Here is a 16,178-nt window from a genome sequence, read left to right as displayed (position 1 = left end):
GGTTCGACGCACTGGAGCAGCCGCAAGCTGGCCACGCAATTGGGCGTGCCCTTCATGACGGTGCAACGTATCTGGCGCAAGCATGACATCCGGCCGCATCGTCTCGATACCCACATGGTGTCCAACGATCCCAACTTTGAGGCCAAGGCAGCCGATGTGATCGGCTTGTATCTGAACCCGCCGTTGCACGCGGTGGTGTTCTGCGTGGACGAGAAAACGGCCATTCAAGCGCTTGATCGCAAAGACCGGATGTTGCCGCTCTCGCCCGGGCGTGCCGAAAGCCACGGCTTCGAATACAAACGCAACGGCACCCTGAGCCTGTTTGCGGCACTGAATGTCGCCACCGGCGAAGTGCTGGGCAAAACTGCCCCACGCCATACCAGTGCGCAGTTCGTCGCATTCCTCACCGAGGTGGTATCGGCACAGCCCACCGGAAAAGAGATTCACGTGATCTGCGACAACGTGAGCAGCCACAAAACCGACGCCGTTCAAACGTTTCTGGCCGACCATACGAACGTCTCGATACATTACACCCCCACGTATTCGTCATGGCTGAATCAGGTCGAGAACTGGTTTGCTCGCATCCAGCGTGACGTCATCACGCGAGGTGTGTTCACCAGCACCAAGGATCTCGACAAAAAGCTCATGCGCTACATCCGCCAATACAACAAGCAGGCCGCCCCGTTGAAGTGGAAGTACTCCGATCCAACTCGACGCATCCGGTGCAATTCATCCGGTTCAATGGACTAGTGCGTCGACGAGCGGCCCCGTGTAGAGGTGCGTCGACATGAACGGCAACTGCACGAGGATGCCGACCACGTAGATCGTGATCGCCATCACGTTCCAGCGGCCGTAGCGGCCGTCCGGATCTGACAGCGCCGGCACGTCGTAGCGCGAGCGCGTGAAGCAGTAATAGTCGACCAGGTTGATCGCGCTCCACGGCGTGAAGAACGCGAGCAGGAACAGGATGAATGCGGTGAATTCCTTCAGGAACGAATGGCGGCCCGCGAGCGCGATGAGCGTCGATACGCAGATCATCCCGAAGATGTAGACGAGGCGGCTGCGCGACGACACGGCACCCTTGCCGCGGAAGCCGCTGACGATCGTCGCCATCGACATGAAGCTGCCGTATGCGTTGAGCGCCGTCACCGTCACCTTGCCGAACGCGATGCTGAAGTACAGCAGCGCGGCCACGGCGCCCGTCGAGCCGAGGCCGACGATATACGACACCTCATGGTGCGCGAACTGGCTGCCGGCCAGTGCGGCCGCAAACACGCCGAACACCATCGCCGCCTGCGCGCCGATCACCGAACCCAGGCCGACCGCGACGAACGTCGCGACCGACGACGTCGAGCGCGGCAGGTAGCGCGAATAGTCGGCAACGTACGGGCCGAACGCGATCTGCCACGACGCCGACAGCGACATCGACAGCAGGAAGCTTGCGAGCGTGAAATGCCTGTTCGCCAGCAGTGCGCCGATATCGTGGTTCGCGAACAGCTGCGTGAACATGTAGACGAACGCGGCGATGCCGACCACGCTCGCGATCCGGCCGACGGCATGGATCGCGCGATAGCCGAACACGGTCAGCACGACGATCACGGCCGCGAACAGCAGGATGCCGGCCGCGTCGTCGACGTGCAGCAACTGCGCGACGGCCTGCCCGGCCAGCACCGAGCCGCTCGCGGAAAAGCCGATGTACATCAGGCACACGAGCACGATCGGGATCATCGCGCCATAGACCCCGAACTGCACGCGGCTCGAGATCATCTGCGGCAACCCGAGTTGCGGCCCCTGCGCGCCATGCAGCGCCATCACCGCGCCGCCGATGAACTGGCCGAGCAGCAGCGCGACCAGCGACCAGAACACATCGCCGCCGAGCACCACGGCAAGTGCGCCCGTGACGATGGCCGTGATCTGCATGTTGGCCGACAGCCACAGCGTGAACTGGCTCAGCAAGCCGCCGTGGCGCTCGGCGTCGGGAATGAAGTCGATCGAACGGACTTCGATCAGGCCGCCGGCTTTTCCACTGGGATTCGTTGACACGGGGAAATCTCCAAAATACTCAGGATCACAAATGGTTTGAACGAGACGGGAATCTGCGAGCCGCCCTTTCGGCTCTGCGGGTGCGGGGCGCCGTGGATCGCCGGCATGCGCCGCGCACGCACGGTCTGCGCACGGGCACGCAAGCGGCACGACGTGTGCCGACATTGCCAGCGGATGATCTTGTATATACAACTTGCGAGGTATCGGTGATTACCCGGTATCGGCCGATTTTCGAAATTGTTCGAGCCATCGGGATACGTTCGACCGGTTTGATCGAAAGCGGAATGTCGGATGGATGAAAGCTCAGGTGCGTGCGGGCGACGCCTGATCGGGCTCGGCCGTCATGTCGGCGGCGGGAAGCAGGTTCAGCATGCATCGGGCGGCCTCGACGTCACGCACATGCAGCCATTCGTCGTAGTCGTCGCGACGCAGCATCACGACGCCCCGCTTCTCTTCGCCCGGCCGATGCATCCGCGCGAACAGCGGGTGCGAGTCGGCGTTGACCGTGAGCATCGCCATGCCCACGCGTTCACGACCGTCTTCGCCTTCGTAGCGCCGCCAGATGCCGGCGACGCAGCATGGTTGCCAGCCGTCGACGCCGATCCGCTGCCACACGTTGCGACCGGTTTCATAGCAGGGTTCGACGATCCAGCGCACCGGAATCAGGCAGCGCTGTCCGTTGCGCCACGCTTGGCCGTAGAGCCGCGACGAGCCGACCGTTTCCGCGCGCGCGTTCATCGTGTCGAGTTTCTTCCTTCGACGGCCGTTCTCGTCGACCCGCTCCGGCTGCATGAATTTCGGCCAGAAGCCGAACACGGCCGCGACGACTTCGAGACCGTCGCCATTGGCGCGCGCGACCGGCGCCGCGTAGTCGGGATACACGTCGGGTGCCCACGGGTCGCGGCGATACAGATCGCCGATGCCGATCTTCAGTTCGCTGATGCCCGGGTCTTCGTCAGGGGCGCGGTAGTGAGTGCACACGGCTCGGCGGACGATGGGAAGCCATGTTTCCATCGTAGGTCGGCGTGGGCGCCATGCTCGCGCTATTGCTTGGTATGACGAAACAGTTTTACGAAGCGATGATGCGCCGCGCGTTGCCCGACGCGTGCCGTCACACGAGCTGGTCCGACGCGATGACCTGCACGCCCGGCCGCGCGTCGATTGCCGCATCGAGCATCGCGCGGGCGATCCGCGACGCGGGATTCACGCGCCACTTCGCCGGCAACACGGGGCGGGCCAGGTTCAACGCGGACACCAGCAACCGCTCGCCGAACCTGAATTCGTCGCGGCTGCCGCCGATCAGGCCGGGCCGCACATAAGTGAGCGACGCGAACCCGACGCCGGCGAGCGCCTGCTCGACCTCGCCCTTCACGCGGTTGTAGAAGATGCGCGACGCCGCATTTGCGCCGAGTGCGGAATTCAGCACGTAGGCCGGTGTGCCGTAGCGGTGTGCAAGCCGCGCGACCGCGAGCGGATAGTCGTGGTCGACGCGCCGGAATGCCGCCTGGGAGCCGGCGGCCCGCATCGTGGTGCCGAGCGTGCAGATCACGGCATCGGCATGCCACCAGTCGGCTGCGTCGGGCAGATGGTCGAAATCGACTTCGAGCGCGCGCATCTTCGGATGCGGCGACAACGGGCGGCGCGCGAGGACGATCACCTGATCGACCCGCGCATCGGCGAGCGCGACTTCGAGGACGTGACGCCCGACGAGTCCGGTCGCGCCGACGAGCAGCAGTTTCATGTCCGGTTCTTCCGTGTGGAGCCTGCGTTGGCGGGCCGGGAACGGCCCGGTTTCCAGCTTCCCACATGATCGTCGGCCGACCCGGCGCCGACAACCTTCCAACATCTCGAAAAGTTACAGACCGCGCCCGATCCGTATCTCTAGATTGATGCGGCGCGCCATCGGCCGCAGTTCATCCACGCCTCAATTCGTCGCACCTTTACACGTTCTTTCGCTATTTTTTCGCAGAAAGCATCACGAAATAAAATTCATTAGATATTTATGCGATACCTCATATCAACCAACGAAAGAAAGTGCATTCATTTTTCGCTGCCTTTCATTACGAATACATTTCCCTCCGCAAGATTCATCTCGTTCGTTATCTCTTAATTCGCCCGGGAACGCCCATTCAGCTGTCTTGATTCCTCCGTGCGGCGCCCTCCTTTTTCCGAGACAGACGATGAGCCGCACTTCCCGTACGACCTGGATCGACGCACCGGGCGCCTGGGTCTCCACTTCCGAAACCACCCGCACCAACGAAAAAGCCCGTGAGCATCCGGATGCTCACGGGCTTTGTTACGTCTGCGATGCCGTGCGTGGGACGCGTCAGACGTGCAATGCATGCCCGAGCGCACGCAGCGCGGCTTCCTGCAGCGCTTCGCCGAGCGTCGGGTGCGCATGGATCGTGCCGCCGATGTCCTCCAGCCGCGCGCCCATCTCCAGCGATTGCGAGAACGCCGCGGCCAGTTCCGACACGCCGCGCCCGACCGCCTGCCAGCCGACGATCAGGTGGTTGTCGCGCCGCGCGACGACGCGCACGAAGCCGTCGGTCGCCTGCAGCGTCATCGCACGCCCGTTTGCCGCGAACGGGAACGACGCGCTCACGCAATCGACATCGGCCGCACGCGCGTCGTCCGGCGACCAGCCCGCCGTAACGATCTCCGGATCGGTGAAGCACACGGCCGGGATCGACGCGGGCATGAACTTGCGGCGCTTGCCGGCGATCAGCTCGGCCACCATCTCGCCCTGCGCCATCGCGCGATGCGCGAGCATCGGCTCGCCGGCCACGTCGCCGATCGCCCAGACGTTGCGCATCGAGGTTCGGCATTCGTCGTCGATCCACAGCGCGCGGCCGTTGCGATCGAGCGGCAGCGACTCGAGCCCGAAGCCGTCGACCCGCGGCCGGCGGCCGACCGCGACCAGCACGCGATCGGCCTGCAGCGTCTGCTCCGCGCCATCGGCGGCCTGCACGCGCACCGCGCCGTGTTCCGCGAGCCCGAGCACCGTGTGGCCGAGCAACAGCCGCACGCCCAGCCGCGCGAGCGAATCGGCGACCGGCCGCGCGAGTTCGGCATCGTATGCAGGCAGCACGCGCTCCGCCGCTTCGACGACGCTGACGTCGACGCCGAGCTTGCGGTAGACGATCCCGAGTTCGAGCCCGATGTAACCGGCCCCGACAACAACCAGCCGCTTCGGCAACGTCTCGGGCGACAGCGCCTCGGTGGACGACACGACATGGCCGCCGAACGGCATCGACGGCAGCGCGACCGGTTCGGAGCCGGTCGCAAGCAACAAGTGCTCGCAGCTGATTCGCGTCGTGTGGCCAGCGGCGACGACGTCGACGGTCTTGCCGTCGACCACGTGCGCATCGCCGTGCAGCACGCGCACGCCGTTCTTCTTGAGCAGCGCGCCGACGCCGCGCGTCAGCCGGTCGACGATACCGTCCTTCCACGCGACGCTTTTCCCGATGTCGATCTCGGGCGTGCGCACGCGAATCCCCAGCGCCCCCTCGCCCGCGTGGCCGCGGGCCTGTTCGAATGCGTCGGCCACGTGGATCAGCGCCTTCGAAGGAATGCAGCCGATGTTCAGGCACGTGCCGCCGAGCCGGTCGCGCTCGACGAGCACGGTCGGAATGCCGAGCTGGCCGGCGCGAATCGCGGCGACGTAGCCGCCCGGTCCACCGCCGATCACGAGCAGCGTGGTGTGTTCATTCTTCATCGCGCTCACTCCACGAACAGCAGTGCCGGGCGCTCGAGCACCGCGCGCACGGCCTGGATGAATTCGGCCGCGTCCGCGCCATCGACGACGCGATGGTCGAACGACGACGACAGGTTCATCATCTTGCGTGCGACGATCGCGCCGTCGCGGATCATCGGCCGCTCGACAATGCGGTTCACGCCGACGATGCCGACTTCAGGATGATTGATGACCGGCGTCGACACGATGCCGCCGAGCGCGCCGAGGCTCGAGATCGTGATCGTCGAGCCGCTCAGCTCGTCGCGCTGCGCGCGGTTCGCACGCACTGCTTCGGCGAGCCGCGCGATTTCGGCGGAAATCGACCACACGTCGCGCGCTTCGGCATGACGCAGCACGGGCACCGTGAGGCCACCGTCCGTCTGCGTCGCAACGCCCATGTGCACGGCGCCGTAGCGCGTGACGACCCCCGCTTCGTCGTCGAAACGCGCGTTGATCTGCGGGAAATCGCGCAACGCGATCACCATCGCGCGGATCAGCAGCGGCAGCGGCGTGAGCTTGCCGCGCGTATCGCCGTAGCGGCGGTTCAGATCCGTACGCAGCGATTCGAGCTCGGTGACGTCGATCTCCTCGACGTAGCTGAAGTGCGGAATGCGGCGCTTCGCTTCCTGCATCTTGCGCGCGATCGCACGCCGCAAGCCGATCACCGGTACTTCCGTCTCATCGTTGCGTTCGTCGTAGCCATGCGCCTGCGCTGCGCGTGACCCGCGCGCCGCACCGCTGCCGGTGCGCGCATACGCATCGAGATCCGCATGCAGGATCCGCCCTGCCTCACCGCTGCCGCGCACATAGCGCAGCTCGATGCCCATGTCCCATGCGCGCTGGCGCACGGCCGGCGACGCGAGCGGCCGCTCACCCGGCGCGAGCGCCGCGCGCGGCGGTTCCACGTGCGCCGTGTGCTCGGCAGGCTTCGCACGACGCGGCTCCGCCGGTGCGTGCTTCGCGGCCGGCTTTGCCGACGATTCCGCCGGCGCCACGGCCACGGCCTTCGACGGCGCTGCCGCGACCGGTGCGGTTTCCACCTTTGATTCCCGCACCGGTGCGCCGGCCTTCAGGTTGCCGTTACCTTCGACCTCGAGGCGGATCAGCTCGCTGCCGACCGCCATCATCTCGCCGATCCGGCCGCCGAGCTCGATCACCTTGCCCGTCACCGGCGACGGAATCTCCACCGCCGCCTTGTCGGTCATCACATCGGCGAGCGGCTGGTCTTCCTTGATCGTCTGCCCGACTTCCACGTGCCAGGCCACCAGCTCGACCTCGGCAATCCCTTCGCCGATATCCGGCATCTTGATGACATGAATCCCCATCTCACGCCTCCATCACGCGTCGCAACGCTTCACCGACCCGGGCCGGGCCCGGAAAGTACGCCCACTCCTGCGCATGCGGATACGGCGTATCCCAGCCCGTCGTGCGCTCGACCGGCGCCTCGAGGTGGTAGAAGCAATGTTCCTGGACCAGCGACACCAGTTCCGCACCGAAACCGCAGGTGCGCGTCGCCTCGTGCACCACGACGCAGCGCCCGGTCTTGCGCACCGACGCGACGATCGTGTCGAGGTCGAGCGGCCACAGCGTGCGCAGGTCGATCACCTCCGCATCGATGCCCGTCTCCTCGGCCGCGGCGAGCGACACGTGCACCGTCGTGCCGTAGGTCAGCACCGTCACGTCGTTGCCGGGCCGCACCACGGCGGCCGTATCGAGCGGCACCGTGTAGTAGCCCTCGGGCACCGCGCTTGCCGGATGCTTGAGCCACGACGTCACCGGCCGATCGTGATGGCCGTCGAACGGCCCGTTGTACAGCCGTTTCGGCTCGAGGAAGATCACCGGATCGTCGTTCTCGATCGATGCGATCAGGAGCCCCTTCGCGTCGTACGGGTTCGACGGCATCACCGTGCGCAGCCCGCACACCTGCGTGAACATCGCCTCCGGGCTCTGGCTGTGCGTCTGGCCGCCGTAGATGCCGCCGCCGCAGGGCATGCGGATCGTCATCGGCGCGATGAACTGGCCGGCCGAGCGATAGCGCAGCCGCGCGCCTTCCGACACGATCTGGTCTGACGCCGGGTAGAAATAATCGGCGAACTGGATCTCGCACACCGGGCGCAGCCCGTAGGCGCCCATCCCCACCGCCGCGCCGACGATCCCGCTTTCGGAGATCGGCGCATCGAACACGCGCGACTTGCCGTATTTGTTCTGCAATCCTTCGGTACAGCGGAACACGCCGCCGAAATAGCCCACGTCCTGCCCGAACACGACCACGTCGCTGTCGCGCCCGAGCATCACGTCCATCGCCGAGCGCAGCGCCTGGATCATCGTCATCGGCTGCGTTGCCGTGCCTGTCTCTTGTTGCGCCATGATCACGCTCCCAGTTCCTGGCGCTGACGGCGCAGGTGCGCGGGCAGCTCCTTGTACACGTCGTCGAACATCGAAGCCGGCGACGGAATCCTGTCGTCGGCCAGCGTGCCGTATTTCTCCGCTTCCTTCTGCGCGGCGATCACCTCGGCCTCGAGCTCGGCCGTCAACGCTTCGTGCGCGCTGTCGGACCAGATGCCCTTGACGATCAGGTGGCGCTTGAAGCGCTCGATCGGATCGCCGAGCGGAAAATGGGACCAGTCGTCGCTCGGCCGGTACTTGGTCGGATCGTCCGACGTCGAATGCGCACCCGCCCGGTAGGTCACCCACTCGATCAGCGTCGGGCCGAGATTGCGGCGCGCGCGTTCGGCCGCCCAGCTCGACGCCGCGTAGATCGCGAGGAAGTCGTTGCCGTCGACGCGCAGCGACGCGATCCCGCAGCCGACGCCGCGTCCCGCGAACGTCGTGCCTTCGCCGCCCGCGATCGCCTGGAACGTCGAGATCGCCCACTGGTTGTTGACGACATTCAGCACGACCGGCGCGCGGTACACGTGCGCGAACGTAAGCGCGGTGTGGAAGTCGGATTCGGCTGTCGCGCCGTCGCCGATCCACGCGGACGCGATCTTCGTATCGCCCTTGATCGCCGACGCCATCGCCCAGCCGACCGCCTGGATGAACTGCGTCGCGAGGTTGCCGGAAATGGAGAAGAAGCCCGCGTCGCGGTCCGAGTACATCACGGGGAGCTGGCGGCCTTTCAGCGGGTCGCCTTCGTTCGACATCAGCTGGCAGATCATCCGTTCGAGCGGTACGTCGCGCGCGATCAGGATGCTCTGCTGGCGGTAGGTCGGGAAGCACATGTCGCCGTCGCGCAGCGCCATCGTGTGCGCGGTGCCGATCGCCTCTTCGCCGAGGCTCAACATGTAGAAGGAGATTTTCTTCTGACGCTGCGCGATCATCATGCGCGCGTCGAAAATGCGGGTCTTGAGCATCGCGCGCAGGCCGGCGATCAGCCGCGCATCGTCGAGATCCGGCGCCCACGGGCCGACGGCCTTGCCGCTGTCGTCGAGCACCCGCACGAGGCTGCGGGCGAGATCGGCGGTGTCCGCCGCGGCAACGTCGATCGGCGGGCGGCGAACCGCGCCGGCCGGCGATAGATGCAGATAGGAAAAGTCCGTCTTGCAGCCCGGGCGCCCGGTGGGCTCCGGCACATGCAGACGCAATGGCTCTGACAGGCTCATCGTGTCGTCTCCACGCTCGATTGTGTCTCACGCTGATTGGGAACGCGCGGCCGGTTGCCGGCCTGCGCGCGAGCTGGCGTGCGGATAGGCACGTCAACCTTGGAAATTTAGGCGTTGCGGCGGCGGACGTCGATGACCAACCCGCTCGACCACGATGAGCAGATTTGCCATGTTGCGGCGCGGTCGGCCCATGGTTCCGGCTTGCGGGGATCGGGGTCGAACGACGCATGGAGGGGGCGGGCCCGCCGGATCAAGTCCGACGATACAACGCAAAAGACCCCGCGAAATTCCGGATTTCCGCGGGGCCTTCGTGGATGCAATCGAGGCGGACGATCGCGCGGATCGCGCGCGCTTCGGGATCCGTTACGGCACGCGCTGCGTCACGCGCCGGGGCGGGCGATGTCGAACCGGCTGTCGGGCCGGACATGGGCATAGGCGGACGGGCCGCCCGCACGAAGAATGATGCCCGCGCCAAAGGTGTCGAAGATCCCGTCCTTCAGCAAATCGTTGCGGATATGCACCGCGACGACCTCGCCCAATACCAGCGAAGCCGCCGTCTCGACGCCCTGGTGGTCACGCAGCCGAATGACATCGGTCACCTTGCATTCGAAGTTCACGCCGCTTTCGGCAACGCGCGGCACGTCGACCAGGCGCGACGGGATCGCGGTCAGGCCGCCGAGTTCGAACTCGTCGACACCGTACGGTACCGCGGCGCAGGTCTGGTTCATCCGGTGGGCAAGATCGCGAGTCGCGAGGTTCCAGACGAACTCCCCCGTCTCCTGTGCGTTGCGCAGGCTGTCCTTCGCGGACACACTCGAAAAGCCGATGATCGGCGGATGGTAGTTGAATGCGTTGAAGAAACTGTACGGTGCGAGGTTGACCGTACCGTCGTTGCCGCGGGACGAAATCCAGCCGATCGGGCGCGGACCCACGATCGCGTTCAGAGGATCATGCGGAAGGCCGTGGCCTTGCGACGGTTCGTAAAAGTGATAGCTCGATTCGGTCATGGCGGGTGGTCGCGCGCAAGACAACGCGCGTTGAAGTCAATTGGCGGGACGTGCGTGCCGAGTATTGCATGGCGCTGCTTTCGTCGCAGCGACGCGGCAAGTGAACCGCGCATGAATCGCCTGGATGACACCCGCATCCGGCAATCCGCCCGTGCAATAAAAAACCCGCGAACGCATGGCTTTTCGCGGGCTTTCGTGCCGTCATCGAATCGCGCTGGACGCGATCGTGGTGCCGGGGACCGGACTCGAACCGGCAAGCCAGTTAAGGCGGCGGATTTTCGTCACACTGCTTCTTTCAAAGCCGGCGTCGCGTGCGCGTTGCCGTTCGTGCGCTGGACTATGCCTTCACCGTCGCGCGCGGGCGTGCCTGCTGCCCGTGCGCCTTAGGCGCCCCCCGTCTAGTCTCTACACCTTCCTCGCGGAGGCCGCGAGGCTTGGCTCGGCGTTGCCTCGATGCGCGCATCAGGGGTTTCGCCGAATTTGAAGGGTTCTGCACCGACCGTTTCCGACCGGGCACTCAATCGTTTAAGTCCGCTATGTTTACCAATTTCATCACCCCGGCAAGAGGGCGGACGGGATTCTACCATTGCTTGCGCATGCGTTCCCTTATTCTGCGGCGCCACCTCACGACGCGCCCCGCCGCCGCACGGATTCATCGTTTGTAATCGACGCCGCCCCGCCGCCGCCGGCGATTTCCTCCCGCGCCGCACCATCCCCGATACAATCGAGCCGCGTCGTCCGGCGGCCCTATCCGTCAGACGTTTGTATCGCGCTGTTTGCGAAACAAGCGTCGCCTGCGTCATCGCGGAGTCACAAACGTTTTCGATAATTTTCCGGCCGAAAACGTTTACATCGCGTTATTTCATGACCTCGACCATCAAGGACGTCGCTGCCCTCGCGGGCTTCTCGATCGCTACCGTCTCGCGCGCGATCAACGCACCGCATACCGTCAGCCCCGCCACACTGCAAACGATCCGCACCGCGATCGACACGCTGCAGTTCCGCCCGAGCCCGCTCGGCCGGCAACTGCGCGGCGAGCGCACGCGGCTCGTCGGGGTCGTCGTGCCGACGTTGTCGAACCCCGTGTTCGCCGACTGCCTGCAAGGCATCGACGAGCGCGCGACCGCAGCCGGCTTCAAGCTGATCCTGATGACGACCGAATACGACGCGGCGCGCGAGCGTCACGCGATCGAGACGCTGCGCGAGCAGCGCGTCGAAGGGCTGATCCTCACCGTCGCGGACGCAGACACGCACCCGCTGCTCGACATGCTCGACCGCGACGGCCCGCACTACGTGCTGATGCACAACGACACGCAGCGCCGCCCGTCGGTATCGGTCGACAACCGCCGTGCCGCATATGACGGCGTGCGGATGCTGACCGCGCGCGGCCACCGCCGCGTGCTGATGCTGGCCGGCTCGCTCGCCGCGTCGGATCGTGCGCGCCAGCGTCATCTCGGCTATGCGCAGGCACTCGAGGAAAGCGGCGTCGCCACGCTGCCGCCGGTCGAAGTCGATTTCACCGCGCCCGAGCTGCCCGACGCGGTGCTCGCGCATCTCACCGCGCAAGCGACGCGCCCGACCGCCCTCTTCTGCAGCAACGACCTGCTCGCGATGGTCGTGATGCGCGGCCTGCGCCGCGCGGGCTTCTCGATTCCCGACGACCTGTCGGTGCTCGGCTTCGACGGGATCGCGATCGGCGAACTGCTCGCGCCGCCGCTCGCGAGCGTCGCGACGCCGAACCGCGACATCGGCCGCCACGCATGGCAGCGCCTCGTCGAATGCATCGGCGGCGCAGCGATCGAACGCACGTCGCTGATCCTGCCGCACGTGGTGCGCGACGGCGCGACGGTCGCGCCGCCAGCCACCGACCTGCAATTGCGCAAGGCCTGAACGAGCGCACCGCGCCACGACATACGCACACCACCACGCCCCCCCAGCGCCTCACCCTCGCCCGGAGACCTACCGTGTCCTTTCGCCTGACCTCGCTGCTGCGCGCGCTTGCCGCGCCGCTCGCCTGCGCCGCGCTCGTCGCCGGCGCACCTGCCGCCCACGCCGACGAAACGGCGATCTGCTACAACTGCCCGCCCGAATGGGCCGACTGGGCCGCGCAGATCGCGGCGATCAAGCAGAAGACCGGCATCCGCGTGCCGTTCGACAACAAGAACTCGGGCCAGGCGATCGCGCAGCTGATCGCCGAGCAGAAGAGCCCGGTCGCCGACCTCGTCTACCTCGGCGTGTCGTCGGCATTCCAGGCGAAGGACAAGGGCGTGATCGCGCCGTACAAGCCCGCGCACTGGAACGATATCCCCGCGAACCTGAAGGACCCGCAAGGTTACTGGTTCGCGATCCACTCGGGCACGCTCGGCTTCTTCGTGAACAAGGACGCGCTCGACGGCAAGCCGGTGCCGCGCTCGTGGGCCGATCTGCTGAAGCCGGAATACAAGGGCATGGTTGGCTATCTCGATCCGTCCAGCGCATTCGTCGGCTACGCGGGCGCGGTGGCCGTCAACCAGGCGCTCGGCGGCAGCCTCGACAATTTCAAGCCGGCGCTCGACTGGTTCCGCAAGCTGAAGGCGAACGCGCCGATTGTGCCGAAGCAGACCGCGTATGCGCGCGTGCTGTCGGGCGAGATTCCGATCCTGCTCGACTATGACTTCGACGCGTATCGCGCAAAGTACAAGGACAACGCGAACGTCGAGTTCGTGATTCCGAAGGAAGGCACGATCGCGGTGCCGTACGTGATGAGTCTCGTGAAGGGCGCACCGCACGACGCGAACGGCAGGAAGGTGCTCGACTTCGTGCTGTCGGACGAAGGCCAGAAGCTGTGGGCCAATGCGTACCTGCGACCGGTGCGCGCCCAAGCGCTCAGCGCCGACATCGCATCGAAATTCCTGCCGGCAAGCGAGTACGCACGGGCCAAATCGGTCGACTTCGGCAAGATGGCGGCCGGTCAGCAGGCGTTCGGCCAGCAATACCTGCAGGTGATGCAGTAAATGCTCGACCTGACTTTCCCGCTGCGCTGGCGCGTCGCGCTCGTCGCGCCGGCACTCGCGGTGTTCGCTGCGTTCTGGCTACTGCCGATGGCGGCGCTCGTGCAGGTGTCCGCCGACGGCGCGTTCTTCTCGCACTACGCGGCGCTGCTCGGCAATGCGCGCTACATGAAGAGCCTCGGCGAGACCGTCGCGCTGTCCGCGGGCGTCACGCTCGCGACGCTCGCGCTGTCGACGATCTCGGGCCTGCTGCTCGCGCGCCGCGAATTCGCGGGCAAGCGCGTGCTGCTCGCGCTGCTCACGTTCCCGCTCGCGTTCCCGGGCGTCGTCGTCGGCTTCATGGTGATCATGCTGGCCGGTCGGCAGGGGCTGATCGGCATGCTGTCCGCGAAGCTCACCGGCGACAAGTGGGTATTCGCGTACTCGGTCGCGGGGCTGTTCGTCGGCTACCTGTACTTCTCGATTCCGCGCGTGATCGTCACCGTGATCGCGGCGGCGTCCAAGCTCGACGCGTCGCTCGAGGAAGCCGCGCGTTCGCTCGGCGCATCGCCGTGGCGCATCTTCGTCGACATCGTGCTGCCCGCGCTCGCGCCGGGCCTGATCGCGGCCGGCGCGATCTGCTTCGCGACCGCGATGGGCGCATTCGGCACCGCGTTCACGCTCGCCACCGACCTGAACGTGCTGCCGATGACGATCTATACCGAGTTCACGCTGAACGCGAACATCGCGACGGCGGCGGGCCTGTCGATCGTGCTCGGCATCGTCACCTGGGCCGTGCTTGCGCTCGCGCGCCGCTTCACCGGCCACACCGCCGCCACCGCGGCCTGAGGATTCCTGCATGCCATCGCTTTCCGGCTCTTCCGCGCCGTCGCCAGCCCCCGCTCCCGCGCAGGCGAACGGCGTCGCCCGCCGCGCGCCGCGCGTCACCGGCGCGCGCACGATCGCCGCGCTGCAATGGGGCGTCACGCTGCTGCTGTGCGCCTTCCTGATCGTGCCCGTCGTGATGTCGGTGCTCGCGGGCCTCACCGTCAACTATTTCCGCGGCCTGTCGAGCGGCCTCACGCTGCGCTGGCTCGAACAGGTGTGGCAGCAGTATCACGGCTCGATCGCGCTGTCGCTTTACGTCGCGTTCGCCACGCTCGCGATCGTGCTCGTCGTCGGCGTGCCGGCCGGCTATGCGCTCGCGCGCAGCAAGAGCCGTGTCGCGCGCGCGATCGAAGAGGCGCTCGTGCTGCCGGTCGCACTCCCCGGCCTCGCGTCGGCGCTCGCGCTGCTGGTCGTGTACGGCGGCTTCACCGCGTTCCGGATGAGCCTGTGGTTCATCGTGGTCGGCCACGTCGTGTTCACGCTGCCGTTCATGGTGCGCGCGGTCGCGGCCGTCGCGGCCGGCGCCGACCTGCGCACGCTCGAGGAAGGCGCGGCCAGCCTCGGTGCGTCGTTCGTCACACGTTTCGTCACGATCGTGCTGCCGAACCTGCGCCCCGGCATCGTCGCGGGTGCGCTCGCGGTGCTCACGCTGTCGATCGGCGAATTCAACCTCACGTGGATGCTGCACACGCCCGACACCAAGACGCTGCCCGTCGGGCTCGCCGATACCTATGCATCGCTGCGCCTCGAAGTCGGCAGCGCGTACACGATCCTGTTCCTGCTGATGACGCTGCCGCTGCTCGTCGCGATGCAGTGGCTCGGCGTCGATCCGTCCGGCACGCGCGCGCTCAAGAAGCGCCCGCGCTGAATCTCCCGCAGACATGAAACTCGATTCCACCCCCATCACCCTGACCCGCTGCGCGAAGACGTTCCGCGGCACGCGCGTGCTCGAACCGCTCGACCTGTCGATCGGCGCGGGCGAGACGCTCGTGCTGCTCGGACCGTCCGGCTGCGGCAAGACCACGACGCTGCGCCTGATCGCGGGCCTCGACACGCCGGATGCCGGCGGCACGATCGCGTTCGGCAACGACGACGTGACCGCGCTGCCGATCGAGCGCCGCCAGGTCGGCATGGTGTTCCAGAACTACGCGCTGTTTCCGAACCTGACGGTGCGCGGCAACGTCGGCTACGGGCTGAAGATCCGCAAGACCGAGCCGCGCGCGCTGCGCGAACGCGTCGACGAGCTGCTCGCGATGATGCGGCTCGACGCGCATGCGGACAAGCCGATCGACCAGCTGTCGGGCGGCCAGCGCCAGCGCGTCGCGCTGGCCCGCGCACTGGCGGTGCGGCCGCGCGTGCTGCTGCTCGACGAGCCGTTGACCGCGCTCGACGCGAAGCTGCGCGACACGCTGCGTCGCGAGATGAATGCGCTGCTACGCGAACTCGGCGTGACGACGGTCTACGTGACGCACGACCAGGCCGAAGCGATGGAACTCGGCGACCGGATCGTCGTGATGGGCGCGGGCCGCATCGAGCAGATCGGCACGCCGCGCGACATTTACTACCACCCGGCAAACCGCACCGTCGCGCAGTTCATCGGCACGCTGAACCGGCTCGCCGGGCAATGGCGTGACGGCGCGCTGGTGACCACGGGCGGTGCGATCGCGACGCCGCACGCCGCCGACGAGTGGTTCTTCCGCCCCGAGGATGCGCAACTCGCCGATCCCGCGCATGCGCCGCTGCGCGGCGCGGTCAGTGCGTGCGCGTTCCTCGGCGAGCGCACGCGGCTCACGATCGAGCATGCGGCCCCCGACGCGCTCGTGATCGACGTGCCGGGCCGCATCGCGCTCGCACGCGGCACGGCGGTCGGCCTCGCGATCGCACCGGAAGGCCTGATCGCGCTCGGCGCGTAATCCGTCATTCCGGCATCATT

13 protein-coding genes and 1 pseudogene are annotated in these 16,178 nt (G+C 66.7%); 6 read left to right on the top strand and 8 right to left on the bottom strand.

From position 1 onward, the window contains the following. Window positions 1-750 (top strand): IS630 family transposase (locus HWX36_RS09355; protein WP_244136340.1); only part of this gene is annotated, 750 nt, incomplete at its 5' end. Here the strand turns inward: HWX36_RS09355 and HWX36_RS09350 are convergent. From HWX36_RS09350 to HWX36_RS09315, 8 genes and pseudogenes are all read right to left on the bottom strand, one after another. After that, window positions 748-2,043 (bottom strand): annotated as a pseudogene (locus HWX36_RS09350) (cytosine permease); the annotation flags it as partial. The gene HWX36_RS09355 and the pseudogene HWX36_RS09350 overlap by 3 nt on opposite strands. Window positions 2,044-2,346: 303 nt before the next feature. Continuing rightward, complete coding sequence (locus tag HWX36_RS09345) at window positions 2,347-3,024, bottom strand: SOS response-associated peptidase family protein (protein WP_175951836.1); 678 nt, start codon at window positions 3,022-3,024, stop codon at window positions 2,347-2,349. A 130-nt stretch (window positions 3,025-3,154) separates the two neighbouring features. Further along, entirely contained in the window at window positions 3,155-3,784 is a 630-nt protein-coding gene (locus HWX36_RS09340) for an NAD-dependent epimerase/dehydratase family protein (RefSeq protein ID WP_175951819.1), read from the bottom strand. A gap of 585 nt (window positions 3,785-4,369) precedes the next feature. Beyond that, complete coding sequence (gene lpdA, locus HWX36_RS09335; protein ID WP_175951818.1) at window positions 4,370-5,761, bottom strand: dihydrolipoyl dehydrogenase; 1,392 nt, start codon at window positions 5,759-5,761, stop codon at window positions 4,370-4,372. Between the two features lie 5 nt (window positions 5,762-5,766). Next, on the bottom strand, window positions 5,767-7,104 hold the full coding sequence (locus tag HWX36_RS09330; protein ID WP_175951817.1) for a dihydrolipoamide acetyltransferase family protein: 1,338 nt from the start codon (window positions 7,102-7,104) through the stop codon (window positions 5,767-5,769). Window position 7,105: 1 nt separating this feature from the next. After that, on the bottom strand, window positions 7,106-8,146 hold the full coding sequence (locus HWX36_RS09325; protein ID WP_089483685.1) for an alpha-ketoacid dehydrogenase subunit beta: 1,041 nt from the start codon (window positions 8,144-8,146) through the stop codon (window positions 7,106-7,108). 2 nt (window positions 8,147-8,148) lie between these two features. Continuing rightward, window positions 8,149-9,381 (bottom strand): 3-methyl-2-oxobutanoate dehydrogenase (2-methylpropanoyl-transferring) subunit alpha, encoded by a 1,233-nt coding sequence (locus tag HWX36_RS09320; RefSeq protein WP_175951816.1) that lies wholly within the window; start codon window positions 9,379-9,381, stop codon window positions 8,149-8,151. Window positions 9,382-9,761: 380 nt separating this feature from the next. Continuing rightward, window positions 9,762-10,388: a flavin reductase family protein gene (locus tag HWX36_RS09315; protein WP_175951815.1), complete on the bottom strand. Its 627-nt coding sequence runs from the start codon at window positions 10,386-10,388 to the stop codon at window positions 9,762-9,764. Window positions 10,389-11,252: 864 nt separating this feature from the next. On the opposite strand from HWX36_RS09315, the gene HWX36_RS09310 reads away from it, so the two are divergent. The 5 genes from HWX36_RS09310 to HWX36_RS09290 all read left to right on the top strand — a co-directional run bounded on the left by HWX36_RS09310 (window position 11,253) and on the right by HWX36_RS09290 (window position 16,158). Then, window positions 11,253-12,278, top strand: a complete 1,026-nt coding sequence (locus HWX36_RS09310; RefSeq protein WP_175951814.1) for a substrate-binding domain-containing protein — start codon at window positions 11,253-11,255, stop codon at window positions 12,276-12,278. Between the two features lie 74 nt (window positions 12,279-12,352). Continuing rightward, window positions 12,353-13,381: an ABC transporter substrate-binding protein gene (locus HWX36_RS09305; protein ID WP_175951813.1), complete on the top strand. Its 1,029-nt coding sequence runs from the start codon at window positions 12,353-12,355 to the stop codon at window positions 13,379-13,381. Then, the gene (locus tag HWX36_RS09300; RefSeq protein WP_175951812.1) at window positions 13,382-14,206 is read left to right on the top strand and encodes an ABC transporter permease; all 825 of its coding nucleotides are present in this window, start codon (window positions 13,382-13,384) and stop codon (window positions 14,204-14,206) included. 10 nt (window positions 14,207-14,216) lie between these two features. Continuing rightward, window positions 14,217-15,113, top strand: coding sequence for an ABC transporter permease subunit (locus HWX36_RS09295; RefSeq protein ID WP_175951811.1), 897 nt, complete (start codon window positions 14,217-14,219; stop codon window positions 15,111-15,113). A 13-nt stretch (window positions 15,114-15,126) separates the two neighbouring features. Next, a complete protein-coding gene (locus tag HWX36_RS09290) occupies window positions 15,127-16,158 on the top strand; it encodes an ABC transporter ATP-binding protein (protein ID WP_175951810.1) in 1,032 nt (343 codons plus the stop codon). Window positions 16,159-16,178 lie beyond the last annotated feature (20 nt).

The organism is Burkholderia sp. BCC0405, assembly GCF_902833075.1.
Classification (GTDB): Bacteria; Pseudomonadota; Gammaproteobacteria; order Burkholderiales; family Burkholderiaceae; genus Burkholderia.
The sequence above is the reverse complement of the archived record's forward strand: the minus strand, read 5'-3'. Positions and strand labels throughout refer to the sequence as shown.

Excerpts from the sequence above, each read along its gene's own strand:
- HWX36_RS09325 (WP_089483685.1), bottom strand. The coding sequence starts at position 8,146 with ATGGCGCAACAAGAGACAGGCACGGCAACGCAGCCGATGACGATGATC.
- HWX36_RS09300 (WP_175951812.1), top strand. The coding sequence starts at position 13,382 with ATGCTCGACCTGACTTTCCCGCTGCGCTGGCGCGTCGCGCTCGTCGCG.
- HWX36_RS09290 (WP_175951810.1), top strand. The coding sequence starts at position 15,127 with ATGAAACTCGATTCCACCCCCATCACCCTGACCCGCTGCGCGAAGACG.
- HWX36_RS09330 (WP_175951817.1), bottom strand. The coding sequence starts at position 7,104 with ATGGGGATTCATGTCATCAAGATGCCGGATATCGGCGAAGGGATTGCC.
- HWX36_RS09295 (WP_175951811.1), top strand. The coding sequence starts at position 14,217 with ATGCCATCGCTTTCCGGCTCTTCCGCGCCGTCGCCAGCCCCCGCTCCC.
- HWX36_RS09310 (WP_175951814.1), top strand. The coding sequence starts at position 11,253 with ATGACCTCGACCATCAAGGACGTCGCTGCCCTCGCGGGCTTCTCGATC.
- HWX36_RS09320 (WP_175951816.1), bottom strand. The coding sequence starts at position 9,381 with ATGAGCCTGTCAGAGCCATTGCGTCTGCATGTGCCGGAGCCCACCGGG.
- HWX36_RS09315 (WP_175951815.1), bottom strand. The coding sequence starts at position 10,388 with ATGACCGAATCGAGCTATCACTTTTACGAACCGTCGCAAGGCCACGGC.
- HWX36_RS09340 (WP_175951819.1), bottom strand. The coding sequence starts at position 3,784 with ATGAAACTGCTGCTCGTCGGCGCGACCGGACTCGTCGGGCGTCACGTC.
- lpdA (WP_175951818.1), bottom strand. The coding sequence starts at position 5,761 with ATGAAGAATGAACACACCACGCTGCTCGTGATCGGCGGTGGACCGGGC.